The organism is Mesorhizobium sp. B2-3-12 (genome assembly GCF_006442205.1).
Classification (GTDB): domain Bacteria; phylum Pseudomonadota; class Alphaproteobacteria; order Rhizobiales; family Rhizobiaceae; genus Mesorhizobium.
This window is the reverse complement of the sequence record NZ_VFVR01000002.1, coordinates 650,810-676,566: the sequence shown is the minus strand read 5'-3', so window position 1 is coordinate 676,566 and position 25,757 is coordinate 650,810. Positions and strand designations below refer to the sequence as shown.

Below are 25,757 nucleotides of genomic sequence, written 5' to 3'. Positions count from 1 at the left end.
CCAGAACCAATCGCCACCGCGCCATCCCTCAATACCCCAGCGCCATCCCGTCCTTGCGCGGGTCCGACGCGCCGGTCAGCGTTCCCTTTTCCCAGTCGATCAGCACCGCCTGGCCGCCGCCGAGCGGATGGTGCGGCTCGGTGATGGCATGGCCGCGCCGGCGCAGGCCTTCGATCGCCTCAGTGGGCACGTTGCGCTCCGCCTCCACCATGCCGTCATTGAAGAACACCCGTGGCGCGTCCAGCGCCTGCTGCGGGTCCATGCCGAAGTCGATCATATTGGTGAGCAGATGAACATGGCCGAACGGCTGGTAGCCGCCGCCCATGACGCCGAACGGCATCACCACGCGGCCATTCCTCGTCGCCATGCCGGGCATGATCGTGTGCATCGGCCGCTTGCCGGGCGCGATGGCGTTGGGGTGCGCCGCGTCCAGCCGGAAGCTCGAGCCGCGGTTCTGCAGCACCACGCCGCTCTTCGGGCCGACAACGCCGCTGCCGAAGGAATAATAGGTCGAGTTGATGAAGGAGACCGCGTTGCGGTCGCGGTCGACGATCGAGATGTAGACCGTGTCGCTGCCGGGCAGCTGCATATCAGGCAAATGCGTCATGGCGCGCTCGCGGTCGATCTCGGCGCGCAGCTGGTCGGCATAGGCGGCCGACAGGAGCTGTTGCACCGGTACCGGGACATGGTCCTGGTCGCCGACGAAACGGTCGCGGTCGCGATAGGCCAGGCGTCCGGCCTCGATCTCCAGGTGCAGGCGCTCGGCGCCGTTGGGATCGAGCCCGCCAAGCTTGAAGCCCGACAGCACGTTCAGCATCAAAAGCGCCGTCAGCCCTTGGTTGTTCGGCGGCATCTGGTGGATCTCGTGGCCGCCATAGCTGACGCTCACCGGCGCCACATAGTCGCCCCTTGTCGCGGCGAAATCCTCATGCGAATGCAGCCCGCCCAATTCCTTGAGCCGGCGCACCATGTCGTCGGCGACGGCGCCTTCATAGAATCCGGCGCGGCCGTGCTTAGCGATTATCCGCAAAGTGGCGCCGAGTTCCGGCTGCCGATGCACGTCGCCGGCCTTCGGCGCCTTGCCGCCCGGCAGGAAGATGCGCGCGCAATGTTCGTCGGCGGAAAGATCGGTTTCGGGTTCCGCCCAGTCGAAGGCGACGCGGTCGTGCACGACATAGCCGTTCTCGGCATAGTGGATCGCCGGCGCCAGCACCTCCGCCAGGCTCTTGCTGCCATGATCCTCGAGCAGCCGGCACCAGGCGTCGATGGCGCCCGGCACGGTGACGGGATGCGGCCCTTGGAGCGGGATGCTATCGAAACCCTTGTCGCGATACCAATCGACGGTCGCGGCTGCCGGCGCTCGGCCGGAACCGTTGAAAGCCAGCACCTCGTTTTTTCCCTTGGGGCAGTAGAGGACAAAGCAATCGCCGCCTATCCCGGTCGATTGCGGCTCGACGACGCCCTGTACGGCGGCGGCGCAGATGGCGGCGTCCATGGCGTTGCCGCCGGCGCGCAGCATCTCGATCGCCGCAAGGGTCGAAAGCGGGTGCGAGGTGGCGGCCATGGCCTCGGTGGCACGAACCGGCGAGCGGCCGGGGAATTGAAAGTCACGCATTTTGGTCTGGATATCCCCTGGTCACGTCTGCGAATTGGTTTGGTGAAATCAACGCCGCCGTCCGAAGATCTGCGCGACGGACAAAAGCAGGACCGACAGCACGATCAGGCAGGTCGAGATGGCGGCGATGGTCGGGTCGATCTGGTCGCGCAGCGCATTGAACATGCGGCGCGTCAGGGTTGTCGTCTCGCCACCCGAGATGAACAGCGAGACGACAACTTCGTCGAAGGAGGTGATGAAGGCAAACAGCGCGCCCGAGACGATCGAGAAGCGGATCTGCGGCATCGTTACCTGCCAGAAGGCGGCGATGCGCCCGGCGCCGAGGCTTCGCGCGACGCGTTCCTGGTTCATGTCGTAGGAACGCAGGCCCGACAGCACGGTCAGCACCACCAGCGGCAGCGCCTGCACCGTATGCGCGATGACCAGGCCGGTCAGCGTGTTGTTGAGCCCGATGCGCGCATAGAGGAAAAAGGTGCCGATGCCGATCAGGATCACCGGGATGATCAACGATGCCGTCAGCAGCGCATTGATGGTGCCGTTGAAGCGCAGCGTACCCCGGTTGATCGCATAGGCGGCGGCGGTGCCGAGCGGCGTCGCCACCAGCACCGTCATGACAGCCACCTTGACCGAGACGATGGTTGCATCTCGCCATTCCAGCGACTGGAAGTAGCTCTGGTACCAGCGCAGCGACCATTGCTGTGGCGGGAACTGCAGCAGCGTCGAATCCGAGAACGACATGATGACGATGATGACCGAAGGCGCGATCAGGAACAAAAGCACGAGGCCGCCGAGTGCGTAAAGCCACAGACGTTGCCGGTGCGAGATCGGCAGGCCGATATCTCCACTCATCGCGAACTCCAAACGCCGGTGGTGCGTGCGCCGAGCAGCCATTGGAACAGGCCGAGCAAGGCCAGCGTGACGACCAGCAGCACCACGCCGAGTGCCGCGCCGGCGCCCCAGTTGGAATAGAGGCTGGTGGTCTGTTCCATGCGCATCGCCCACATCACCACCTTGCCGCCGCCCATCAGCGCCGGCGTGACGAAGAAACCGAGGCAGAGCACGAAGACGATGACCACGCCCGAGGCGAGGCCGGGCAGCGACAGCGGAAAGAAGATCTGCCGGAACGTAGCGGCAGGACTGGCGCCGAGGTTCATGCCGGCGCGCAGGCAGTCGGTGTCGATGGTCTTCATCGAGGCATAGAGCGGCAACACCAGGAACGGCAAAAGGATGTGCGTCATGCCGATGACGACGCCGGCAAAATTGTTGGCGAGCGGCAGCGGCTGGCTGATCACGCCGAGGTCGATCAGCCAGCTGTTGATCAGGCCCTTGCGTTGCAGGATCACCAGCCAGGCATAGGTGCGCACCAGGACCGAGGTCCAGAACGGCAGGATGACGAAGATCAAGCAGATCGACGCCGCGCGGCGCGGCAGTTGCGACAGCATGTAGGCCAGGGGATAGCCAAGCAGGACGCAGGCGCCGGTGACAATGAACGCGACCTTGAAGGTGGTGATGAAGGTCTTGATGTAGGAGGCCTGCTCGAAGAAACGCGCATAGTTGGCGGCGCTCAAGGCCCCGGACTCGTCGAACAGCGACAGCCAGAACAGCCAGCCGATGGGCACGATGATGATGGCGCAGACGAGGAACAGGCTCGGCGCCAACAGTGCCAACAGCCTGAGCTGCTCGCGCCGCGCGTCGGCGCGCAGCTCTTGCGCGTTCAGATTCTGTCCCGCCGGGCCGGCGATCTCTTTCAGCAGGGCGGATTGCGCGCTCATCCCTCGGCCGCCACCAGGATCGTGTCCTTCGCGTCGAGGCCGAGCATGATCGGCTGGCCGGGCGCTGGCAGCCTTGCCAGCACATCGCTGCGGCAATAGTCGCGCAGCGTCAGCTGGCGGCCGTCCCTCAGGCTGGCATAGCAGACGAAGCTGTCGCCCTGGTAGATGATGTCGCTGACCGTCGCGTCGAGCACGTTGATGCCGGCCGACGGTTCGGTTGCCGTGACCAGCCTGAGCTTCTCCGGTCGCACCACCATCAGATGCGGACCAGCCGGCGGTGTCGGTGCCTCGGTCTGGATCCGCCTGTCTTCATACCAGACCGATCCGTTGCGGCTTTCCACCGGCACGAAATTCGATTCGCCGATGAAGCCGGCCACGAATTGCGTCTTCGGCGCGGCATAGAGGGTTTCGGGCTGGTCGAGCTGTTCGATGCGGCCGCCATTCATGACGGCGATGCGGTCAGACATGGTGATGGCTTCGCGCTGGTCGTGCGTGACATAGACCGTGGTCATGCCAAGACGGCGATGAAGCGCGCGCAGCTCGATCTGCATGTGCTCACGCAGGCCCTTGTCGAGCGCCGACAGGGGCTCGTCCATCAGCACGATGCGCGGCTCGAAGACGATGGCGCGCGCCAGGGCCACGCGCTGGCGCTGGCCGCCGGAAAGCTGGTCGACGCGGCGCTCGCCCAGCCCCTGCAATTTCACCAGCTCCAGCGCCTTCTCCACCCGCTGCGCCGTCTCGGCGGCCGCGACGCCGCGCTGTTTCAGCGGGAAGGCGATGTTGTGGAAGACGTTCATATGCGGAAACAGTGCATAGTTCTGGAACACCATGCCGATATTGCGCCTGTGCGGCGGCGTGGTGATGATCTCGTCGCCGCCCACCTTGATGCTCCCGCCATTGGCCCTGACGAAACCGGCCAGGATCATCAGCAGCGTCGTCTTTCCCGAGCCGGAGGGGCCGAGCAAGGTCAGGAACTCGCCGGCCTCGACATCGAGGTTCAGGTCGCGCAGCACCGGCACGCTGCCAAATCTCTTCTCGATCCGGCGCATGCTGATCGGCAGCGCGGATGGTGCAATGGACAAGTTTTTTCTCTCCTGGGCAGAAGACTGAGGGAACAGGGCGGCGCTAGCGCCGCCCCAGGGATTCCGGCCTATTGCTGGATCAGATTGTTGAACTTTTCCGTGGCCTCGACGAGGTTGTCGCGCCAGAACTCGGCATCCTGGAGCACCTGTTTCTTGACGTTTTCGGGCGCCGAGTTGATGTCCTTGATCCGCTCCGGCGGGATCTTGCCGGTCTCGAAGGCCTTTTCGTTGACCGGCCCATTGTCGACATAGAGTGGCAGATTGGCCTGCAATTGCGGGCTGACGAACATCGCCAGCGCCTTCATCGCCGCTTCCTTGTTCTTGGCGCCCTTTGGAATGACCATGCAGTCGGCGGTGAGCACGCCCTGGTCGAAGGAGAAGCTGACCGGTGCGCCTTCCTTCTTCAACGTGCCGGCGCGGCCGTTCCAGATGCTCGCCATGTCGACTTCGCCGTCCTTCACCAGCTGCATGGCCTGGGCGCCGGAGGTCCACCAGGCATCGACATGGCCACGGATCTTGTCGACCGACTTCAGGGCGCCGTCGATGTCGACGGGGTAGACCTTGTCGATAGGCAGGCCCGAAGCGAGCGCGGCGACGCTCAGCGTTTCCGTCGCCTGGCTGCTCGACAGCGCGCGCCGTCCCGGGAATTTTTCCACGTTCCAGAAGTCGGCCCAGGTCTTCGGGCCTTTGTCGCCGAAGACGTCGGTCCGGTAGATCAGCACGACGGAGGTGTAGGAAATGCCGACCCAGTCGTCATGCACCAGCTTGGGGTTGATGCCGCTCTTGTCGATGATGCCGTAATCCAGCTTTTCGAACAGCCCTTCCTTCGAGCCGCGCGCGCATTCGTCGGCGCCAAGTTCTGTGATGTCCCACTTCACCGCATTGCCGGTCACCTGCAGCCGCACATCGTCGAGGCCGTTGGTGGTGTCTTCCTTGATGGTGATGCCGAGCGCATCGGCGGTCGGCTTGAAGAACGCCTTGGTCTGCGCCTCCTGATAGGTGCCGCCCCATGAGGCGACGGTGATCGTGTCGGCGGCGATGGCGGGCACTGCCGTGGAGGCAATGAGGCCCGCGATCGCCACAACGCAAACTTTTCTCATCCTGTTCATTTCGGTTCTCCGACCGGCGTTCCCATTTGTTTTTGATTTAGCATGCGATTTTGTATACAATTTCGAATGTAGCCGAGAGATTGGTGTTGTCAACTGCGACAGGCACGATCCGTTGGGCGGTGGGGACCGCGCCGCCGGGCGTGGCAAATTGCGCCGACTGCGACTACAAACGAGGCAATGTCCGGCCAGAGCGGCCGGAGAACTGGAAACGGAACTTGGCCAAGGAAACCAAAAACACGCTGCGCGACTCGGTCTATTCCGCGCTCAAGGCGATGATCGTGACCGGCCAGATTCCGCCGGGCTCGCGCGTCACCGAAAGCGACATCGCGGCAAAACTCAATGTCAGCCGCACGCCGGTGCGCGAGGCCTTCAACCGGCTTGAGCGCGACGGGCTGGTCACCGGCCGGCCGCGCCAGGGTTATGCCGTCACCGAGTTCGACATCAACATGTTCCGCGAGGCATTCGACATCCGCGAACTGCTCGACGGCCATGCGACGGAACTGGCGGCCACCGCGGCGACCGACAAGGACAAGGCGCGGCTGCGCGCCATGCTGGCCGAATGCGAGCGGCTGGCCGCCATCCCGGATCGCACGACGAGAGAAAAATTCCAGGAACTGGAGGTTGGCATCGACCTGCACCGCGTCATTGCCGAGATCAGCGGCAATGTCATGCTGCACGGCATGCTGTGCGGCATCCTCGACAAGTGCCAGCATTATGTCTGGACCGAACTCTTGTGGCTCGATGAATGGAAGATCGCCCGCGACGAGCATGCCGAGATCGTCGAGGCGATCTGCGCAGGCGACGCCGTCAAGGCCGGCGCCCTGGCGCGCGCGCATGTGCGGGGATCGCGCGAGAACGTGCTGCGCCTGCTGCAGGCGAAATCGGACTATCAGAGTTTCCTGGCCAAGGCCTCCTGAGCGGGGAAAGCCCCCGGCCCCTACCAGGTCCAGCCGCCCTTTGCGAGCGTCGCCACCGCGTCGACGATGCGGGTGAAGCTCGCGCGGGCGCGGCCGACCGTGTGCCGGGCTCTGAGATAGCCGTGCACCAGGCCGGGCTCCTCGAACCAGGTGGCGCGCCCGCCTGCCGCGACGATGCGGTCGCGATAAGCCTCGCCATCGGATGACAGCGGGTCGCACTCGGCGGTGATCAGCACGGTCGGCGGCAAATTGGCGAAATCGGCGTCGGCCAGCGGCGACAGCGTGATGTCGCCGGTCTGGTCGGTGCCGCCGGTGCGGATATGCTTGTAGAATTCGAGGTCGCGCACCGTCAGCATAGGCGCTTCGGCGTGCGTCACATAGGAGCCGCGCGAGCGATCGCCGCCGAGGCCGGGATAGATCAGCACCTGGCCGATGGGTTTCTTCGCATGGCCACGCGTCGCGTGCGCGACGGCGGCGCAAAGATTGCCGCCGGCGCTGTCGCCGCACAGCACGACCGGGCGGTTGTAGGTCCCTGCGGCCCATTCGAAGGCGCTCATCGCATCGTCGAAACCGGCCGGATGCAAATGCTCCGGCGCCAGCCGGTAGTCGACCGAAACCACCTCATGGCCGGTGAGGCCGCAAAGTTCGGCGCAGACATCGTCATGGCTGCCCAGCCCGCCGAGGATGAAGCCGCCACCATGGATGTAGACCACGATCGCCGCATCGTCCGGCGTCGCGTTCCGATAGATGCGGATCGGGATAGCGTGCGCGGGCGCGGCAATGACCGTGGTCTCGGCTGTCACGCCGTGTGGATAGCCGGCAAAGAACTCGCGGCACATCCGGTCATAAATCTCGCGCTGCTGGGTGATCGTGTGGTCGATCGTGTCGGGCGGATAATAGGAATTGGTCCGCTCGATGAAGGCCCAGGTCTCGGCGTCGATGAGGGTTCTGTAGTCGGTCATCGGTGCTGGGTCGATTGGCGCCATCATCTCCAGCGTCACTTCCCCTTCCACACCGGCTCGCGCTTTTCCGCGAAAGCACGGAACCCCTCCATGCCGTCCTCCGACCCATAGAGCCTATCGACCGTGGCCAACTGCCGGCGCGTCACCTTGTTCATCGCATCCTGGAAGGTCAGCGATTCTGCCACCCGGGCCGTCTCCTTGATCGCGGCGAAGACCAGCGGCGGGCCGCTGGCGAGCAGGCGGGCGATCTCCCAGACGCGGTCCTCGAGCTTGTCTTTGGGCAGCACCTCGTTGACCAGGCCCCAGCGATGCGCCTCGGCGACGTCCATCCAGCGGCCGGTGAGCAGAAGGTCCATGGCGACATGGTAAGGGATGCGCTTCGGCAACTTGATGGTCGCGGCATCGGCCAGCGTGCCGGCGCGGATTTCGGGCAGCGCGAAGGAGGAATGGTCCGAGGCGTAGATGAGATCGCAGGAGAGCGCGAGTTCAAAGCCGCCGCCCACCGCCATGCCATTGACGCAGGCGATCACCGGCTTGTTGAGGTCGCGCAATTCCTGCAGGCCGGCAAAGCCGCCGACGCCATAGTCGCCGTCGACCGCGTCGCCGCCGGCGGCGGCCTTGAGGTCCCAGCCGGCGCTGAAGAACTTGTCGCCGGCTGTCTTGACGATGGCGACGCGTAGGTCCGGATCGTCGCGGAACGCCTTGAAGGTCTCGCCCATCAGCCGTGAGGTTTTCAGGTCGATCGCATTGGCCTTGGGCCGGCCGAGCGTGACCTCGAGGATCGAGCCTTCGCGGCGGGTCGAAATGACGTCAGACATTCTTCTTTTCTCCAAGCACCAGCAAGGCGTCGGCGATCCAGGCGCCCTTGCCTTCCGAGCAGACGATCAGCGGATTGATGTCGAGTTCCTCGATCTCGCCGGCATTCTGCTGCACGAAACCGGCAATGCCAGCGATCGCGTCGATGGCGGCGGCGACGTCGGCTTTCGGCCGGCCGCGATAGCCTTCGAGCAGCGGGAACAGTTTCAGCCCGCGTAGCGCGGCTTCGATGTCGTCGCGCGTCGCCGGCAGCATCAGCGTGACGCTGTCGCGCAGCAGTTCGACCAGCACGCCGCCGGTGCCCAGTGTCATGACAGCGCCGAACATCGGGTCGCGTGTGAAGCCGACGATCAGTTCGGCGACCCCGTCGCGCACCATGCGCTCGACATAGAGCCCGGTGCCGAGCGGCAGAAGATCGTGCGCCGCCGTGCTCACCGATTCGGCGTCCTTGAGGTTGAGCCGAACGGCGCCGACCTCCGATTTGTGGGTGACGCCGAGCGCTTTCAGGGCGACGGGGAAGCCGAGCGCCATCGACGAGATCACCGCCTCGACCGCATTGCCGGCGCGCTCGCCCCTGGGCACGGGCAGCCCGGCCTTGATCAACCGCGCCTTGGCTTGCGCCTCGTCGGGCGTGACGTGATCGCCGCCAGCGGCGCCGGCAGCGGATGTGTCGACCGGCTGCGCCTGCGGTTCAGCCCATGCCCATCCGATGAAGGCTGCTGCGCCTGCGGCGTCCATCGCTTCCGAAATGCCGAACAAAGGCACCATGCCGCGCGCCATCAGCTCGGCGGTGTATTCCTCGGGCAGGTTCTCGGGCAGCGACGAGACGATGGCGCCATGCGCCTTGTTGGTCTTCAGTGCCGATTCGAAGGCGCGCAGCGTCGCCCACCAGTCGGTCACCGAACAGCGGTCGGGGCGCGGGAAGTCGAGCACCAGCATGTTGAGATCGAAGCCGCCCGACACCATGGCGGTGAAGGTGGCCGTCATCGCCGGCTCGTTGTTCCAGATGAAGGTGTGGTAGTCCAGGGGATTGGCCACCGCGACCAGCGGCCCGAGCGTCGATTTGACGTGGGCGCGATGGGTTTCCGTCAGCACCGGGAAGTTGACCCAGCGACCCTCGGCGCTGTCGGCCATAACCGAGGCCTCGCCGCCCGAGCAGCTCATCGACGACAAGGTATAGCCGGGCAACGGCCCGGTGATGTGCAGCAGCTTCAGCGCCTCGATGAAGCTGGGGATGGAATCGACCCGTGCAATGCCGAGCCGCCTGAGGAAAGCGCCCGAAGCAGCGTCCGAGCCGGCGAGCGAGGCGGTGTGCGAGACGGTGGCCTGCCGTGCCTGTTCGGAGCGGCCGACCTTCATGGCGATGATCGGCTTCCTGAGCTCGCGCGCCCGCGCCGCCAGGCGCTCGAAGCCGGCTACCGAGTCGAAAGCCTCGATATGCAGGCCGAGTGAGGTGACGCGCTCGTCCTCGATCAGGCCGAGCGCCATTTCCGACAGTCCGGTCTGCGCCTGGTTGCCGGCGGTCATCAGGAAGGCGATCGGCAGGCCGCGCTTCTGCATCGTCATGTTGATGGCGATGTTGGACGACTGGGTGATGATGGCTACGCCCTTGCCGCCCTCCTCCAGTCTGATGCCGCCATGCTGGTCGGGCCACAAAAGCGCGCCGTCGGCATAGTTGATCAGGCCGTAGCAGTTCGGCCCGATGATCGGCATCTGGCCGGCGGCCGCGACCAGTTCGGCCTGCAGCCTTTCGCCGTCGTCGTCATAGGCCTCGGTTTCGAGAAATCCGGCGGCAAAACAGACGGCGCCGCCGGCGCCGCGTTCGGCCAGCGCCTTGATCACCTCGATGGTCAAATGCCGGTTGACGCCGACAAAGGCCGCGTCAGGCGCACCCGGCAGGTCCGCGACCGACCGGTAGGCCTTGCGGCCGGCGACCTCGTCCTTGGTCGGATGCACCGGCCAGATCTCGCCGGCAAAACCCATCTTGATCGATTGCGCCACGACGGCGGCGGCCTGCACGCCACCGAACACGGCGATCGATTTCGGGCGCAGGAGACGTTCGAGTTTATGCATGGTCATCTTTTCTTTTTGAACGCGATCTCAGGACAAATGATCTCGTTTGCCCGACAAAACCGAATTCCAGCCTTGGCGATCATGCTCTAAGCGCCGAACGGACGCAGCAGCGCCCGCGAAATAATATGTCGCTGAATCTCCGACGTGCCTTCCCAGATGCGTTCGACCCGGGCGTCGCGCCAGATGCGCTCCAGCGGCAGGTCGTCCATCAGCCCCATGCCGCCATGGATCTGGATCGCCTCGTCGGCGACAAAGGCGAGCATTTCGGTGGCCTTCAGCTTGGCCATGGCCATGTCCTGGTCGGTGACGGTGCCCTGATCGTACTTCCAGCCAGCTTCGAAGACCATCAGGTCGGCGGCCTTGAGTTCCGTCGCCATGTCGGCGAGCTTGAACGACACGCCCTGGAACTTGCCGATCTGCTGGCCGAACTGCTGGCGCTGCGCTGCGTATTCGATGGCATGGCCCAGCGCCCGCTCGGCACGGCCGAGACAGGTGGCCCCGACCTGCAGGCGCGTGGCGCCGAGCCATGAATTGGCGACGTCGAAGCCCTTGTGCACCTCGCCCAGGACCTGGGATGCCGGCAGCCGGCAATCGTCGAATTCGAGGATGGCGTTGGTATAGCCGCGATGCGAGACGTTGCGATAGCCGTCGCGCACGGTGAAACCCTTGGTGCCCTTGTCGACGAAAAAGGCGGTGATCTTCTTGCGCTTGCCACGCGCGGTTTCTTCCTCGCCCGAGGCCATGAAGACGATGGCGAAGTCGGCGAGATCGGCATGGGAGATAAAATGCTTGGTGCCGTTCAGCACCCAGTCGTCGCCGTCCTGCACGGCTGATGCCTTCATGCCGCGCAGGTCGGAGCCTGCGCCGGGCTCGGTCATGGCGAGACAATCCCATTTCTCGCCACGGATGCAGGGGAAAAGATACTTTTCGCGCTGCTCCGGCGTGCCGGCGAGCAGGATGTTGGAGGGGCGCGCCACGCAGGTCCAGTGCAGCGCGTAATTGGCCCGGCCGAGCTCCTTTTCGTAGAGCAGCCAGGTCACCGTATCGAGACCCGCACCGCCGACATCGGCCGGCATGTTGGCTGCATAGAGCCCGGCCTCGATCGCCTTGGCCTTGAGCTCCTCGATCAGCTCGCGGCGCAACACGCCGGTGCGCTCGACCTCGCGCTCATGCGGATAAAGCTCGTTCTCGACGAAGGCACGCGTCGTCTCGACGATGAGCTTTTGCTCTTCCGAAAGACCGAAATCCATGCTCTCAGCCCTTCTTCTTTTTCTTCGGCTTTTCGGCTTTCTTGACCGGCTTGGCGGCCTTGGCCTTTTCCGCCGCCTTTGAAGCCACGGGCTTCTTCGCCGCCAGCTTGGCGAGCTGTTTGGTGTAATCCTTGTGTAGTGCGCCGGCGCCCCAGCCCTTGCCCTTGTTCTGCTTCGACAGCGCATCCATGATGGCGACCAGATTGTCGTCGCGGATCTTTTCCAGTTCGCGGATCGACAGGCCATGTGCCTGGTCGTCCGACTGGGTGGCGATCAGGTCGACCAGCTCGTCGTTGAACTCGGGCACGTCCATCAGCTTGGTCCATGGCCATTTCAGGCAGGGCCCGAACTGCGCCATGAAGTGGCGCATGCCGGCTTCGCCGCCGGCGACGCGGTAGACCTGGAACATGCCCATCTGCGCCCAGCGCAGGCCGAAGCCGTAGCGCATGATATCGTCGAGTTCCTCGACGGTGCAGATGCCGTCCTTGATCAGCCACAGCGCCTCGCGCCATGCCGCTTCGAGCAGGCGGTCGCCGACGAAAGCCTCGATTTCCTTGCGGATGACGACCGGCTTCATGCCGATCGAGGCATAGATTTCCTTGGCGACCTCGATCGCCTCGGGGAAGGTCTGGTCGCCGCCGACGATCTCGACCAGCGGCAGGAGGTAGACCGGGTTGAACGGATGGCCGACGACCAGCCGCTCCGGATGCTTCTTCATCGCCACCTGCATGTCGGTCGGCTTGATGCCTGATGTGGACGAACCGACAATGGCGTTGGCCGGCGCATGGGCGTCGATCTCGGCCAGCACGCGGTGCTTGAGGTCGAGCCGTTCCGGCACGCTTTCCTGGATGAAATCGGCGTCGGCCACCGCTTCGGCGATCGTCTTGGCGAAGGTGAGCTTGCCCTCCTTGGGCAGTCCGCCGGGCACCATCTGCCTGTAGGCGCGACGCGCGCCCTTCATCACTTCCGAGACCTTGCGCGAGGCCTCGGGATCGGGATCGAAGATCGACACATCGATGCCGTTCAAGAGCAGCCGCGCCACCCAGCCGGCGCCGATGACACCGCCGCCGATGGCGGCCGCCTTGTTGATGATGCTCATGCGGAAGCTCCGGTTCTTGTGCTGGCTGTCTGGGGATCGGTGAGGGGCTCGCGCTCGCCGGCGCGGATCACCGAGGGGTCGTAGGCCTTGCGGGCGAAGACTTCGAGAACGAAGGGCCGGAAGAACTCGATCGGCAACGTCTCGTAATCGGGATCGAAGCTGGACTGGTCCCAGCGCTCGCAAAACTGGTCGCAATCATCGAAATAGGCATGGCCGGCGAAGCGGTCGCGCGCGTGCCTGTTGCCGCCGAGATGATGGGCGTAATAGAGCCGCTGGAAGTCGCCGTGCTTTTCCACCACCCAGGTGCATTGCTCGCGCACGAAGGGTTTCAGGATCGACGCGGCATATTCGTCGTGATTGTAGGGCGCGTAGATATCGCCGATATCGTGCAGCAGGGCGCAGGCGATCCAGTCGGTGTCGGCGCCATCGCGCCAGGCCCGTGTCGCCGCTTGCAGCGAATGGCCGAGCCGGGTGATCTTGTAGCCCGACAGGCCTTCGTCAAGCTGGACCAGGGCATCGAGCAGCCGCTCGCCGGTCCTGGCCGCGTAGTCGATCTCATGGGCGGTCAGGAACTCGTAGTCGTCCCTGTCGCCATCCTTCATCGCGGTGAATTTGACGGTAGCCATATCGACCCTCCCTGCGAATAATTTATGCCGTTATCGGCGCCCGCTTGGTCAGGTTCAGCTTCTTGCGCACTTCCTCCGGCCCGAGGATTCGGGCGCCGAGATTGGTGACGATCGAGGCGGCGCGCTCGACCAGCTGCGCATTGGTCGCCAGCACGCCCTTGTCGAGCCAGAGATTGTCTTCCAGGCCGACGCGGACATTGCCGCCGGCGAGCACCGCCGCCGCCGCATAGGCCATCTGGTTGCGGCCGATGGCGAAGGCCGACCAGTTCCAGGTCGAGGGCACGTTGTTGACCATGGCCATGAAGGTGTTGAGATCGTCGGGCGCACCCCACGGCACGCCCATGCAGAGCTGCACCAGCGCGTCGGGGTTGAGCACCTTTTCCTCGACCAGCTGCTTGGCGAACCACAGATGCCCGGTGTCGAAGGCCTCGATCTCCGGCTTGACGCCGAGCGCCGTCATCATGCCGCCCATGGCGCGCAGCATGCCGGGCGTGTTGGTCATGACATAGTCGGCCTCGGCGAAATTCATCGTGCCGCAGTCGAGCGTGCAGATTTCCGGCAGGCACTGGCGCACGTGCTCCATGCGGTTGGTGGCGCCGCCCATGTCGGTGCCCTTTTCGTTGAGCGGCAGCGGCGCTTCCGGCGAGCCGAACACCATGTCGCCTCCCATGCCGGCGGTGAGGTTCAGGATGACGTCGACGTCCGCCGCGCGGATGCGCTCGGTCACCTCGCGGTAGAGATGCACGTCGCGCCGGGGCTTGCCGGTTTCAGGATCGCGCACATGGCAATGGACGATGGCCGCACCCGCCTTGGCCGCATCGATGGCCGAATCGGCGATCTGCTTGGGTGAGCGCGGCACATGCGGGCTGCGATCCTGCGAACCGCCGGAACCGGTCACGGCACAGGTAATGAAGACCTCACGGTTCATCGCAAGCGGCATCGGAACTTTCCTCCCATTCGAACAGGCACCAAGCATCGCTTGCCTTGATCGAAACTGCTTTGCGTTTTACGAAGACGATATGATCAAAAGCGAAAAATCTGTCTTTCGCGCCGAACGCGAGACCCTCAAGGTGACGTTCCTGGTGTTTTCCGGGTCGTCCATCATGTGCGTCGCCTCGGCCGTCGACCCGTTGCGCGCCGCCAACCGCATCTCCGGCGAGACCCTGTTCGATTTCAAGCTGGTCTCGGTCACCGGCGAGGCGCCGGTCACCACATGCGGCCTGCCGGTGGCGGTCAGCGGCCGTTTCGACGCGGCCGAGCCAACCGACGTTCTCGTCGTCGTCGCCGGTTTCGGCACCCAGAATTACGCGACGTCGGCTCTGCTTTCAGGGTTGCGGAGGGCGGCGCGCGCGGCCCGCGCCTGCGGCGGTGTCGAGGCCGGCACCTGGCTGGTGGCGCGCGCCGGCCTGCTGGAAGGCCGCAGCGCCACCACCCATTGGGAGGACATGGAGGATTTTTCCTCGGCCTTTCCCGGCGTCGACGTCCGGCCGGACCGCTATGTCATCGACGGGCCGGTGTTCACCTCGGGCGGCGCGTCGCCGACCTTCGACCTGATGCTGCATCTCGTTCGCACGCGGCTCGGCATGGCCGTGGCGCTCGATGTCGCCAGCGTCTTCATCTACGACCAGGCCCGTGCCGCGACCGATGCGCAGCCGCTGGTCTCGCTCGGCCGGCTCGACGGCTACGATCCGCGCCTGGCGCAGGCTATCCGGCTGATGGAATCGCATGTCGACCAGCCGCTGACCATAGAAGCGGTCGCCAAGCGCGCCGGTGTGACGGCGCGGACCCTGGAGAGCATCTTTCGAAAGTCGATCGGCGAGACGCCGGGCGCCTATTATCTCAGGCTGCGGCTGGGCGCCGCGCGCCGGCTCGTGGTCGACACGCGGATCGCCATGGCCGACATTGCCGGGCGGACGGGTTTTTCGTCCGCCGCGGCCTTTTCGAGAGCCTTTTCGAGAGCTTTTGGCGAAGCCCCCGTCAGGCTTCGCCGCGGTTGATTAGGGCCGTGGTCGATTCGGGAATCAGGCAGCATTCTGGCGGTCGCTGCCGCCGTTGATCTGCGAGCGCATCTGCCGTGCGAGATGGGTCTCCAAGCGGCTGGCGACGGCGCGGTCCCATTCGTTGGTGCGGCGCGCGCCATCCCGGGGATGCGGCATGGCCATCAGCCGGTCGATGATCGAGCCGGCCGCTTCAGGTGAGAGCAGGGCGTCGATTTCACGTTCGTTCTGCATCGGGTCGCCTCCTTCTTCCTCTCCCGCCACGAGCGATATCTATACGAGATTCGTGACGGCAGTTTGAAGGCAGGAGCGAGGTCATTGAGAGGCGGCAAGGGCAAAACCTTGTCGTCGATTTCAGCATGGCGCGCAAAAGGTTTCCGCGCGCCAAGCTTTCGAATCGAATAGTACGCCGGCTTGGATTGCCGATGGTCAGGCAGCGTCAGACGTAGCGGTTGACGATGTTTTCCAGCAGTTCCTGGCGGCCGGAGCGCGGTTGCGGCTCGATCTTCTTCTTCACCACGCGCTCCGCGATCTCCTCCAGCGTCCGCTTGCCCGCAAGCATCGCCTTGGCCTCGGCGCTGCTCCAGCCGGCATAGCGCTCCGCCAGCGGGCCAGACAGCGCCTTGTCTTCGACCATCCTGGCTGCCGCCTTGAGGCCGCGCGCGCAAGAATCCATGCCGCCAATATGGCCGATCAGCAGATCCTGCGGGTCGAGCGACTGGCGGCGCAGCTTGGCGTCGAAATTGGTGCCGCCGGTCTTGAAGCCGCCGGCCTGCAGGACCTGGTAATAGGCAAGCGCCATCTCAGGCACGTTGTTGGGAAACTGGTCGGTGTCCCAGCCCGACTGGTAGTCGTTGCGGTTCATGTCGATCGAGCCGAAGACCCCCAGCGCATTGGCCAAGGCCAGTTCGTGCTCGAAGGAATGGCCGGCGAGAATCGCGTGGCCCTGCTCGATGTTGAGCTTGACCTCCTTCTCGAGACCGAAGCGCTTGAGGAAGCCGTAAACGGTCGCGACATCATAGTCGTACTGGTGCTTTGTCGGCTCCTGCGGCTTCGGTTCGATCAGGATGGTACCCTTGAAGCCGATCTTGTGCTTGTAGTCGACGACGAGGTTGAGGAAACGGCCGGCCTGCTCCTGCTCGCGGGCAAGGTCGGTGTTGAGCAGCGTCTCATAGCCCTCGCGCCCGCCCCACAGCACGTAGTTCTCGCCCTTCAGCCGCTTGGTGACGTCGATGCAGTTCTTCACCGTCGCTGCCGCGTAGGCGAAGACATCCGGATCGGGATTGGTCGCCGCGCCCGACATGAAGCGGCGGTTTGAGAACAGGTTGGCCGTGCCCCAGAGAAGCTTGACGCCGGTCTGCTTCATCTTGCCGGCGAAATAATCGGCGATCTCATCCAGGCGGGCCGCACTTTCGGAGAAATCCTTGCCCTCTGGCCGCACATCGGCGTCGTGGAAGCAGAAATAGGGCGCGCCGAGCAGCGAGAACATCTCGAAAGCGACGTCCGCTTTCAGCTTCGCCAGTTCCATAGTGTCGACGCCGCCGGCCTTGGGGAACCAGGGACGGTCGAAGGTCTGGCCGCCGAACGGGTCGCCGCCTGGCCAGGCGAAGGAATGCCAGTAGGCGACGGCGAAGCGCAGATGGTCTTCCAGCCGCTTGCCGGCGACCACTTCGTCGGGGTTGTAGAAACGATAGGCCAGCGGATTGGTCGAATCCGGTCCCTCATATTTGATTGTCTGGATGTCGCCGAAAAATCCGCTGCTCATGGGTTCTCTTCCTCTCCAAGATAGTTTTGCCCGATTACCTCAGGCGTAATTGGTTTCACGCCGGCGCTGGTCGAAAACGGTCCTGTCAAAACCGCCAACGAAGGAGACAGATGATGACCGACCTCACCACGATCGCCCAGAACTACATCACCGCCTGGAACGAGAGCGACGCCGACCGCCGGGCAGCCTTGCTCGAGGCTGTTTTCACCGAAGACGTCAGCTATCGCGATCCGCTCATGCAGGGCGACGGCCATGAAGGCATTGCGGCGCTGATCGACGGCGTCCAGCAGCGCTTTGCCGGCTTCCGCTTCTCGCTTAAGGGCACGCCGGACGGCTTTGCCGACAAGATCCGATTTTCGTGGAATCTCGGGCCGGAAGGGGTCCCGTCCGTCATCGAAGGCACTGATATCGGTCTCATCGAGGACGGGCGCCTGAAGAGCGTCACCGGGTTTCTGGACAAGGTGCCGGCGCAGTGAGGCTAACTTAGGAAGGGAGGTGCGAGGCGCCCCCCTCTGCCCTGCCGGGCATCTCCCCCTCGAGGGGGGAGATTGGCTGGCTTTTCCGGCTTCGCAAATTACCAGCCCATCATGATTGGCTGAGCCGTCGACGCTGCTAATCTCCCCCCTCGAGGGGGAGATGCCCGGCAGGGCAGAGGGGGGCGCCTCGCGCCAAATCACGCGGTTACAGCCCTGATCGCCGGATACAACGCCCGGTAGCGTTGATAGGCATCGGTATACGCCCCACCAAGACCAGCATCCGGTTCGATCGTCGCATCCGTCCTTGGCGCCGTGCACACGGCCAGCGGATCGGCGCCCGTCGCCGCGATCAGCCCGAGCCTTGCCGCACCAAACGCAGCCCCGAAATCGCCATCGGCGGGGATGTCGATCGGCAGCTGCAGCGCGGTGGCGATGGCCTTCAGCCAGTAGCGCGAGCGCGAGCCGCCGCCGATCGCGGTCACCCGCGTCAAGCTGGTGCCGGCCGTCTTCAGCGCTTCGAGGCTGTCGCGGAAGGCGAAGGCGACGCCTTCGAGCACGGCCTGGGTCAGCACGGCGCGGCTGGATTCATGCGCCAGGCCGGTGAAGGAACCGCGAATGGCGGAATCATTATGCGGCGTGCGCTCCCCCGAGAGATAGGGCAGGAAGGACACGCCGCTCGGCGCTTTCAGCGTCTCCCCGAGTTCCCCGGTCAACTCGCCGGCGCCCTTGCCGGTGATTTCCGACAGCCAGTTGAGCGAATCGGTCGCCGACAGGATGACGCCCATCTGGTGCCAGGTGTTTGGCAGCGCGTGGCAGAAGGTGTGCACCGCGCTTGCCGGGTTGGGCAGATAGGATGCATTGGCGGCAAACAGCACGCCCGACGTGCCGAGCGAGACAAAAGCGTGGCCGGCGCCGACCGTGCCCATGCCGCAGGCGGAAGCCGCATTGTCGCCGGCGCCGCCAGCCACCGGAATGCCGGCCGCGATGCCCCATTTGGACGCCAATTCGGCGCGCAGGCCGCCGGCCTTCGCGGTGCCCTCGACCAGCGACGGCATGTGTTTCTCGTCGAGCGATGTCGCGGCGAGAAGCTCTGGCGACCAGCGGCGCTTGCCGACATCGAGCCAGGACGTACCGGCCGAGTCGGACATTTCCGACATATGTTCGCCGGTCAGCCAGAGCCGCAGGAAATCCTTCGGCAACAGCACTTTTGCTACCTTGGCGAAGACGGCGGGCTCGTTGTTCTTCACCCAGGCGAGCTTGGGCGCGGTGAAACCGGGAAAGACGATGTTGCCGGTGAGAGCGCGGAAGCGCGGATCGGCGTCGAGTGCCGCCGCCTCGACATGGCTGCGCGTATCGTTCCAGAGAATGCAGGGGCGCAGCACCTGATCGGCGGCATCGAGCAAGGTCGCGCCATGCATCTGGCCGGAGAGGCCGATGCCTTTCACCGCCGCGACCTGTGCCGGATGGGAGGCTTTCAGCTCCGCGATCGCGTCCTCGCAGGCGCGTATCCAGTGTAACGGGTCCTGCTCGGACCAGCCGGGATGCGGCCGCGAGACATCAAGTGAGCCATGGCCGGAGCCGATGACGCCCTGTCCGGCGTCGATCAGCAGCGCCTTGACGCCCGACGTGCCCAGGTCGAGGCCGAGATACATGGTTTCCTCCCACGTTCTTATTTTTTTCGGAGCCCGAAAAATATGCTTCAGCCAGTTTTTAAGGCAAGAACCGTCGCGGGTCAATTCTCCGACAAATCGGCCGCACGCCGTGAAAGGAGCGCCGACAGCGGACTGTCGGGTCGCGCCATCGACCGTTCCGCCGCGAGCGCCCTGGCAAGCGCAGCGTCACCGGCGCGCAGCGCCGCCTCGATCAGCGTCAAATCGATGACGTCGCGCTGCGCGTGGCTGCCGCCGAAACGGTGGGCGACCGCCCGGATTGGCCGGATCAGGCGCACGGTCTCGGCATAATTGCCATCACCGAACGCCTTGATGGCGAGCGTCAGGGGATGGCCGACATCCCTAGTGAAGGCCGCATTGTCGTCGTTGCCGTGCATGGCCTCGCCCTGGGTCTCGAGCAAGGTCCGGGCCGGGCCGTCGAGCCCGGCGCCGACAAACGCCATCATTGCGTGGGCATCGTTGAAGGCATAGTTGCCGGCGCCGGCCTTGCGCCAGTTGGCGGCGATTGCCGTCCAGCGGTCGCCGACATCGATGCCGCCAAGATAGAGTCGCCACAGGATTGCCGAGGCATCGACCATGTTGAGCGCCATCGTCGATGGCACGCTGTAGATGGGGCCGTCATAGAGCGCCAGCACTTCGTCGGTCTCGCCGAGATCATAGTGGAACAGCGCCAGATGCCACCAATTGTGCACCTGCAGGAAGCTCTCCCTCGTCCAGGCTTCGGGATTGGCACGCATCCAGGCAATGCCGTCCCTTTGCCGGCTTTGCATTTCCATGACATGGGCGACGGCATGCTGCGCCCAGCCGTCGCGCGGCTCGATCTCGACCGCCGCGCGGCCAAGCTGCTCGGCCCTGACATAGTCCCCCATTTCCTCCAACCCGAACGCCTGCATGCCAAGCATGGCGTGGTAGCCGGGCATGCCGCGTTGCCAGGATGGCAGGGCGCGGGCGATGCGGTCGCGCAGCATGCGGGCATTGCCGGTGAAGAAATCGATCTGGTGGCCCACCTGCAGTGCCAGCCCGTCGTGCGGGGTCTCGATGGCGATGTCCTCGAGAATGCGGCTGGCTTGATGCCAATGCCCGTTGGCGAGGTGGCCAAGGGCTGAAACATGCGCCTGCTCGCGCGTCGTCGCGGCAAGCGGCAGCGCCGCCTCGTGGCAAGCCTTGGCCACGGCCGTCGCCTCGCGCTCGGTGGCGAGCCCGAAGAGATAGCCCTTGAAGACATGCGCCATGACGAAGCCGGGATCTTCCGCGATGGCGCGGTCGATGGAGGCGACGGGATCGCCGATAAAGCACAGCAGTTCACGCACCGCCTGGCTATAGGGCGTGAACCCTGCCTCCGTTGCGCCTGAAAATGCGAGACCGGATGCGTCCTTGATTGCCATGCCGTGTCCTTTGATCGACCCGTGACAGGGCCCTCGATCCTTCGGCCCAAGGCGATCCTAGTACATGGGCCACGGACACGCCAACCGCGTGCTAGCCCGGTTAAGTCCACTAGTCTTTCCAGTTCATCAACCATGAGAGGCAGATTAGGCTTTGTAAAACCAAACGAATTGTGGCTTCATTGCGGCGCGGGTAAGGGGCTTGTAATCGCGATCTGAGAGGGGACGCGATGCGGCATTTGAAAATACAGCTTCCGGACAACGGTTCGGAGCACACTCCTCGAGCTATTGCTTTGCTGCGGCGAGAGCCTCGGCGAATCAATCCATGGTTTATTAGCTTACTTGCAACTACAGCGCTCGTGTTGCTGCCTAACTCGGCGGCCTTCGCCGCATGCGTGCTGGTTCCGTCTCCGGGAAATGACACCTTCACTTGCGATAGCGGCGATGCGGGCGGCGGCCTCACCGATACCAGCGGCAACAACACGCTGACCTTTCCCGCCGGCGGCACCGGCCAGGTGAGCGGCAACGTCACCTTCGGCCCCGGCACCGACCGCATCGACATGCAGTCCGGCACCATCACCGGCCTGGTCGACCAGGGCGACGGCACGGATTTCTTCACCATCGGCGGCGGCACCGTCGCCGGCAATGTTCAGCAGGGCGCCGGCATCGACGATTTCAACATGAGCGGCGGCCTGATTGGTTCGCTGAACCAGGGCGACGGGCTCGACACCTTCACCATAACGGGCGGGCGCATCGTCGATTTCTTCGACGATGGCGACCGCGCGGTGATGACTGGCGGCCGCATCGGCCGCGTCAACATGAAGCTCGACAAGAACTATTTCAACATGTCGGGCGGCATCATCGACCGCAACCTGGTCACCGGCTTCGATCAGGACACCGTCATTCTCTCCGGCGGCACGATCGGCGGCAACATCAGCGTCAGCGGCGGCAATGACAGCGTGACGATCACCGGCGGCACCGTCGGCGGCGACGTGCTGATGAGCTTCGGCGCGGACAATTTCGTCTGGGATGGCGGCGGCATCATCTATGGCTCGGTCGACCTCGGCGCCGACAACGATACAGCCAGGCTGAGCAACCTCACCAAGGCCAATCTCGGCGGAGCCGATGCGCTGAACGGCGGCCTCGGCACCGATGCGCTCACCTTCGACAACGTCAAGCTGGACGGCATCGCCAGGGTACAGAACTGGGAAACCATCGACGCCACCAATGACACCCAGCTGATCCTCGACGGCAATCTCGTGCTGGGCGACAGCGGCACGGGCACCGGAAAGCTCAGCGTCGACCTAGCAAGCACGCTCTATGGCGGCGGCTTCAACAGTTCCATCCAGGCCTTTACCGCGGGACAATTGGCCGAAGTGGTCAATGCCGGCCGCATCGACCTGACCAATGGCGGCACCGGCGCCACCGACCGCCTGACCATTTCTGGCAATTATGTCGGCATGGGCGGCTTGCTGCTGTTGCAGACCGAACTCGGCGACGACAGCTCCGCTTCCGACCGGCTGGTGCTGTCGGGCGGCACGGCTTCGGGCTCGACCGGCATTGCCGTCGTCAATGTCGGCGGTGCCGGGGCGCAGACCACGGCCGACGGCATTATGCTCGTCCAGGCCGTCAACGGAGCCTCATCGAGCGCCGGCGCCTTTGCCCTCGATGCGCCGGTCGCCGCCGGCGCCTTCGAATATTATCTCTTCAAGGGCGGCGTCAGCGCCGGCAGCGAGGAGAACTGGTATCTGCGTTCGACGCTGAACACACCGGCAACGCCGGCCGCCGGGCCGTCGGCACTCGAACCGACGTCGCAACCGGAGCCGGAGGCGCCCCAGGTCGAGCCGCCGCCGCCGCCCTCCGAACTGCCGCCGGTTCCGGTGCCGACCGATGGCGACATCAACAACCCGCCGGTCGATTCGACGCCGCCGGTGCAGGCGAGCGATCCCGAGCCCGAGGCGCCGCCGCCACCGCCGCCAGCGCCCGCGGCCGATCCACCACCGCCACCACCGGTGGTGCCGACCGCCGTTCCGGACCTGCCGACGCCGGCGGCCGGCGAGACGATCCTGCTCTACCGCATCGAGGTGCCCACCTATTCGGCCTTGCCGCCGGTGGCCGAACATCTGGCGATGACGACGCTCGGCACCTTCCACGAGCGGCGCGGCGAACAGAGCCTGTTGTCGAACACGGAGCTGTCGCCGGTCTGGGGCCGCATCTACGGCCAGGACGCCAAAATGGGCTGGTCTGGAACGGTGTCGCCGTCCTTCGACGGCACCTTGTTCGGCTTGCAGGCGGGCTTCGACGTCTTCGGACGCGAAACCGCCTCTGGCGGGATCGACCGCGCCGGCCTGTTTGTCGCCTATGCCAGCATGAAGGGTGACGTGCATGGCCAGGCGCTGGGTCAGAATGATCTGTCCGTCGGCGGCATCGATGTCAGCGGCACCAGCGTCGGCGGCTACTGGACCCGCATCGGCCAGGGCGGCTGGTACCTCGACGGCGTCCTCATGGCCACCTTCTTCGGCGGCGACGCCACGTCGTCGCGCGATGTCGGCATCGACATTGGCGGAACCGGTGTCACCGCCTCGCTGGAAGGCGGCTATCCCATAGCGCTGGCACAGGGCTGGACGCTCGAACCGCAGGCGCAACTGATCTGGCAGCACCTGTCGCTCGACGATGCCAAGGACCGTTTCTCCTCGGTTTCCTTCGACAGCGACGGCAGCGTCACCGGCCGGCTGGGCGCGAGGCTGCAAGGCGAGGCCACCGTCAGCGGCATGGCGCTGCAGCCCTACCTCAAGGCCAACATCTGGCATGATTTCGGCGGCACCGATCGTGTCAGCTTCGACACGACCGACATCTCGACGCAGGGTCGGTCTACCTCGTTCGAGTTCGGTGGCGGCATCGTCGCCAAAGTGACCGACAAGGTCAGCATCTTCGCCACCGGCGACTACACAACCAACCTCGGCGGCGACAAACGCCGCGTCCTTGAGGGCAATCTGGGCTTCAGCGTCAAATGGTGAAGCAAGGTGTGCTGATATTCAGGTGATGCCTGCCTGCAAACGCCTGATATCTGCGCTTCCGGTGCTCGCGGCCCATGTCCGCTCCGCTCCGGTTCTCGATATCAGCCATTTTCGGCTCGGCCTGACCTGAATCTCAACACACCTTGGGCGCGCCAGCGTTTCTCAATTGCCGGAACGCATCGCCACGGTGGCGATGCCGGCGCCGACCAGCAGCGTGCCGCCGGTGCGGTTGAAGATGCGGATTGCCTTGGGGTTGCGCACCACGTTGCGGGCGCGTGCCGCGATCAACGCGTAACCGAAGGCGTTGGCGAAGGCGAGCGCCAGGAACGTCGTCTCGAAGACCAGCATCTGCGTCCAGAAATCGGCATGCCGGTCGAGAAACTGCGGCAGGAAGGCGACGAAGAAGGTGATGCTCTTCGGGTTGAGCGCGGTGACCAGCCAGACATGCGCCATCATCTTGGCCGACGACACCGCGTCGGTGCGCGGTTCTGCTTTCAGCGCGCCGCCGGCGCGGAACAGTTTCACGCCGAGATAGATCAGATAGCCGGCGCCGATCAGCTTCAGGACGGTGAAGACGGTCGCCGAGGCCGCCAGCAGCGCGCCGATGCCCAGCATCGACAAGGTCATGGCGGTGAAGTCGCCGAGTGCCACGCCGACGGCCATCGGCAAAGCGGTGCGCCAGCCTTGGCCCAGCGCATACGACACGACCAACAGGATTGTCGGGCCCGGGATGATGAGAAGGATGGTCGACGCGGCAGCGAAGGCGGCCCAGTTTTCGAAGGACATGTCTGTCTCCCCTTGGGTTAAGGAAAAGGATAAATCCCGAGCCCAGGGAGAATGTAAAGAGGCCTGATTTTTGTTTTTCAGGAAATTGCGGGCGCAACCGCCGCGCCCGTTACCGCAATTGCCGTGCCGTCAGTTCCGCCACCGGCAGCCAGGGGTCAGTTCGCGCCGCCCAGCGTGCTCACTATATCGGCCAGGCTGACATTGGCACCGAGAACCATGGCCGCCGCGGCAATGGCTGCGGCAAAAAGCTTGATGTCGGTTTTTAACGTCTTGCACATGGAGGCCCCTCGCTGATCGCCGGAGAGGTAGGAAACGCCGGTGCCGGGATTATGACCCGATGGAGGTGATTTTGTGCAGGGACACGGGAGCGGCGATCGCCGGGGACGGCGCAACGTCACCTCGGCAAGACGCGAACGCAGGCAGCGCAAGGCATTCACGCTTTATCAACCATGAATGATGAAAATGCCCGCTATCCGGCCGGACCGTGCTTCCCGCCGACAGCGTAGGGTTTGGTATATGCCTGAGTTGCCGCAAGGTCCGACGCCGCCACGAAACGGCGACGCAATCGAAACCGATCTCTTTCTCTCCCGCCGCGCCGTCCTGTCCGGGGCGGGCGCCCTGGCGCTGCTTGGCGTCGCCGGCTGCTCGACTTCGGGTGGTGGCGACCTGCCGGCGCTCCAGCTCGACGATACGGTCACCGGCTCGGTGCGGCCGATCCGCCCCTCGATCAGCGTCGACAAGAACATCACCAGTCCCGACCTCATGTACGCCGCGCTGACCGACAACGGCTTCAACGTTCCCGAGGTGCCCTATCTCAAGGTCAAGCCGGAATTTCGCCGCCAGATCGTCGTCGACACGACGGGCGAGGCGCCCGGCACCATCGTCGTCCATCTCAAGGAACGCATGCTCTATCTCGTCCAGCCGGGCGGCGACGCCATCCGTTACGGCGTCGGCATCGGCAAGGACGGCTTCCGCTGGTCAGGCCGCGCAAACATCCAGTACGGGCGGGAATGGCCGACCTGGACGCCGCCGCCCGAAATGATCCAGCGCAAGCCCGAACTGGTGAAGTGGCAGGGCGGCCAGCCCGGCGGCCTCACCAATCCGCTCGGGGCGCGTGCGCTCTACATCTACCAGGACGGCAAGGACACAGGCTACCGCATCCATGGTTCGCCCGAATGGTGGAGCATCGGCCAGGCGATGTCGTCGGGCTGCGTGCGCCTGATCAACCAGGACATCATCGATCTCTACAGCCGGGTGTCGAAGAAAAACCCGGTCGTCGTCATGTGATCGTTTAGCCCTCCGTTTCTCCCGTTGCGCGATGCGGCAAGACAGGCCAAGGTGCC

General features: G+C 64.7%; 23 protein-coding genes. 5 read left to right on the top strand and 18 right to left on the bottom strand.

Features of this window, described 5'->3' with window-relative positions:
- Positions 1 to 28: 28 nt before the first annotated feature.
- From ggt to FJ948_RS08610, 5 genes are all read right to left on the bottom strand, one after another.
- Positions 29 to 1,615 carry a gamma-glutamyltransferase gene (gene ggt, locus FJ948_RS08630; RefSeq protein WP_140703331.1) on the bottom strand — a complete coding sequence of 529 codons (1,587 nt, stop codon included), beginning with the start codon at positions 1,613 to 1,615 and terminating at the stop codon, positions 29 to 31.
- A 48-nt stretch (positions 1,616 to 1,663) separates the two neighbouring features.
- Entirely contained in the window at positions 1,664 to 2,464 is an 801-nt protein-coding gene (locus FJ948_RS08625; protein ID WP_140703329.1) for an ABC transporter permease, read from the bottom strand.
- Positions 2,461 to 3,387 carry an ABC transporter permease gene (locus FJ948_RS08620; protein ID WP_140703327.1) on the bottom strand — a complete coding sequence of 309 codons (927 nt, stop codon included), beginning with the start codon at positions 3,385 to 3,387 and terminating at the stop codon, positions 2,461 to 2,463. Before FJ948_RS08620 ends, FJ948_RS08625 begins: the two co-directional genes overlap by 4 nt.
- Positions 3,384 to 4,469, bottom strand: coding sequence for an ABC transporter ATP-binding protein (locus FJ948_RS08615; protein WP_140703325.1), 1,086 nt, complete (start codon positions 4,467 to 4,469; stop codon positions 3,384 to 3,386). The genes FJ948_RS08620 and FJ948_RS08615 overlap by 4 nt, the downstream gene beginning before the upstream one ends.
- A 68-nt stretch (positions 4,470 to 4,537) precedes the next feature.
- Positions 4,538 to 5,569: an ABC transporter substrate-binding protein gene (locus FJ948_RS08610; protein ID WP_348642960.1), complete on the bottom strand. Its 1,032-nt coding sequence runs from the start codon at positions 5,567 to 5,569 to the stop codon at positions 4,538 to 4,540.
- 224 nt (positions 5,570 to 5,793) lie between these two features.
- Between FJ948_RS08610 and FJ948_RS08605 the strand changes: the two genes are divergently transcribed.
- The gene (locus FJ948_RS08605) at positions 5,794 to 6,495 is read left to right on the top strand and encodes a GntR family transcriptional regulator (RefSeq protein ID WP_181173596.1); all 702 of its coding nucleotides are present in this window, start codon (positions 5,794 to 5,796) and stop codon (positions 6,493 to 6,495) included.
- A gap of 20 nt (positions 6,496 to 6,515) precedes the next feature.
- Here the strand turns inward: FJ948_RS08605 and FJ948_RS08600 are convergent, their stop codons facing one another.
- The 7 genes from FJ948_RS08600 to FJ948_RS08570 form a co-directional block, all read right to left on the bottom strand.
- Positions 6,516 to 7,457: an alpha/beta hydrolase gene (locus FJ948_RS08600; protein WP_140703948.1), complete on the bottom strand. Its 942-nt coding sequence runs from the start codon at positions 7,455 to 7,457 to the stop codon at positions 6,516 to 6,518.
- A gap of 35 nt (positions 7,458 to 7,492) precedes the next feature.
- Positions 7,493 to 8,275, bottom strand: a complete 783-nt coding sequence (locus FJ948_RS08595) for a carnitinyl-CoA dehydratase (RefSeq protein WP_140703321.1) — start codon at positions 8,273 to 8,275, stop codon at positions 7,493 to 7,495.
- Positions 8,268 to 10,346: an acetate--CoA ligase family protein gene (locus FJ948_RS08590; RefSeq protein WP_140703319.1), complete on the bottom strand. Its 2,079-nt coding sequence runs from the start codon at positions 10,344 to 10,346 to the stop codon at positions 8,268 to 8,270. Before FJ948_RS08590 ends, FJ948_RS08595 begins: the two co-directional genes overlap by 8 nt.
- Positions 10,347 to 10,432: 86 nt before the next feature.
- Positions 10,433 to 11,596, bottom strand: coding sequence for an acyl-CoA dehydrogenase (locus FJ948_RS08585; RefSeq protein WP_140703317.1), 1,164 nt, complete (start codon positions 11,594 to 11,596; stop codon positions 10,433 to 10,435).
- 4 nt (positions 11,597 to 11,600) lie between these two features.
- Positions 11,601 to 12,695 carry a carnitine 3-dehydrogenase gene (locus FJ948_RS08580; RefSeq protein ID WP_140703315.1) on the bottom strand — a complete coding sequence of 365 codons (1,095 nt, stop codon included), beginning with the start codon at positions 12,693 to 12,695 and terminating at the stop codon, positions 11,601 to 11,603.
- Positions 12,692 to 13,321, bottom strand: a complete 630-nt coding sequence (locus FJ948_RS08575) for an HD domain-containing protein (RefSeq protein WP_140703314.1) — start codon at positions 13,319 to 13,321, stop codon at positions 12,692 to 12,694. The genes FJ948_RS08580 and FJ948_RS08575 overlap by 4 nt, the downstream gene beginning before the upstream one ends.
- 22 nt (positions 13,322 to 13,343) lie before the next feature.
- Positions 13,344 to 14,261 carry a 3-keto-5-aminohexanoate cleavage protein gene (locus FJ948_RS08570; protein WP_140703312.1) on the bottom strand — a complete coding sequence of 306 codons (918 nt, stop codon included), beginning with the start codon at positions 14,259 to 14,261 and terminating at the stop codon, positions 13,344 to 13,346.
- A gap of 79 nt (positions 14,262 to 14,340) precedes the next feature.
- Here FJ948_RS08570 and FJ948_RS08565 point away from each other — a divergent pair, with 79 nt between their 5' ends.
- Entirely contained in the window at positions 14,341 to 15,318 is a 978-nt protein-coding gene (locus FJ948_RS08565) for a GlxA family transcriptional regulator (protein ID WP_140703310.1), read from the top strand.
- A 24-nt stretch (positions 15,319 to 15,342) separates the two neighbouring features.
- On the opposite strand, the gene FJ948_RS08560 is transcribed toward FJ948_RS08565, so the two are convergent.
- Both FJ948_RS08560 and xylA read right to left on the bottom strand, forming a co-directional pair.
- Positions 15,343 to 15,552, bottom strand: a complete 210-nt coding sequence (locus FJ948_RS08560) for a hypothetical protein (RefSeq protein WP_140703308.1) — start codon at positions 15,550 to 15,552, stop codon at positions 15,343 to 15,345.
- A gap of 205 nt (positions 15,553 to 15,757) precedes the next feature.
- The gene (xylA, locus tag FJ948_RS08555; RefSeq protein ID WP_140703306.1) at positions 15,758 to 17,083 is read right to left on the bottom strand and encodes a xylose isomerase; all 1,326 of its coding nucleotides are present in this window, start codon (positions 17,081 to 17,083) and stop codon (positions 15,758 to 15,760) included.
- Between the two features lie 113 nt (positions 17,084 to 17,196).
- On the opposite strand from xylA, the gene FJ948_RS08550 reads away from it, so the two are divergent.
- Complete coding sequence (locus tag FJ948_RS08550; protein WP_140703946.1) at positions 17,197 to 17,559, top strand: nuclear transport factor 2 family protein; 363 nt, start codon at positions 17,197 to 17,199, stop codon at positions 17,557 to 17,559.
- A 197-nt stretch (positions 17,560 to 17,756) separates the two neighbouring features.
- Here the strand turns inward: FJ948_RS08550 and xylB are convergent, their stop codons facing one another.
- Positions 17,757 to 19,211: a xylulokinase gene (gene xylB, locus FJ948_RS08540; protein WP_140703304.1), complete on the bottom strand. Its 1,455-nt coding sequence runs from the start codon at positions 19,209 to 19,211 to the stop codon at positions 17,757 to 17,759.
- 80 nt (positions 19,212 to 19,291) lie between these two features.
- Entirely contained in the window at positions 19,292 to 20,614 is a 1,323-nt protein-coding gene (locus tag FJ948_RS08535; protein WP_140703303.1) for a tetratricopeptide repeat protein, read from the bottom strand.
- A 227-nt stretch (positions 20,615 to 20,841) separates the two neighbouring features.
- Here FJ948_RS08535 and FJ948_RS08530 point away from each other — a divergent pair, with 227 nt between their 5' ends.
- Positions 20,842 to 23,628: an autotransporter outer membrane beta-barrel domain-containing protein gene (locus FJ948_RS08530; protein WP_140703302.1), complete on the top strand. Its 2,787-nt coding sequence runs from the start codon at positions 20,842 to 20,844 to the stop codon at positions 23,626 to 23,628.
- A 162-nt stretch (positions 23,629 to 23,790) separates the two neighbouring features.
- On the opposite strand, the gene FJ948_RS08525 is transcribed toward FJ948_RS08530, so the two are convergent.
- Complete coding sequence (locus tag FJ948_RS08525; RefSeq protein WP_140703300.1) at positions 23,791 to 24,414, bottom strand: LysE family translocator; 624 nt, start codon at positions 24,412 to 24,414, stop codon at positions 23,791 to 23,793.
- A gap of 155 nt (positions 24,415 to 24,569) precedes the next feature.
- Positions 24,570 to 24,692: a hypothetical protein gene (locus FJ948_RS30890; protein ID WP_140703298.1), complete on the bottom strand. Its 123-nt coding sequence runs from the start codon at positions 24,690 to 24,692 to the stop codon at positions 24,570 to 24,572.
- 238 nt (positions 24,693 to 24,930) lie between these two features.
- On the opposite strand from FJ948_RS30890, the gene FJ948_RS08515 reads away from it, so the two are divergent.
- Entirely contained in the window at positions 24,931 to 25,701 is a 771-nt protein-coding gene (locus tag FJ948_RS08515; RefSeq protein WP_140703296.1) for a L,D-transpeptidase, read from the top strand.
- Positions 25,702 to 25,757: the final 56 nt, after the last annotated feature.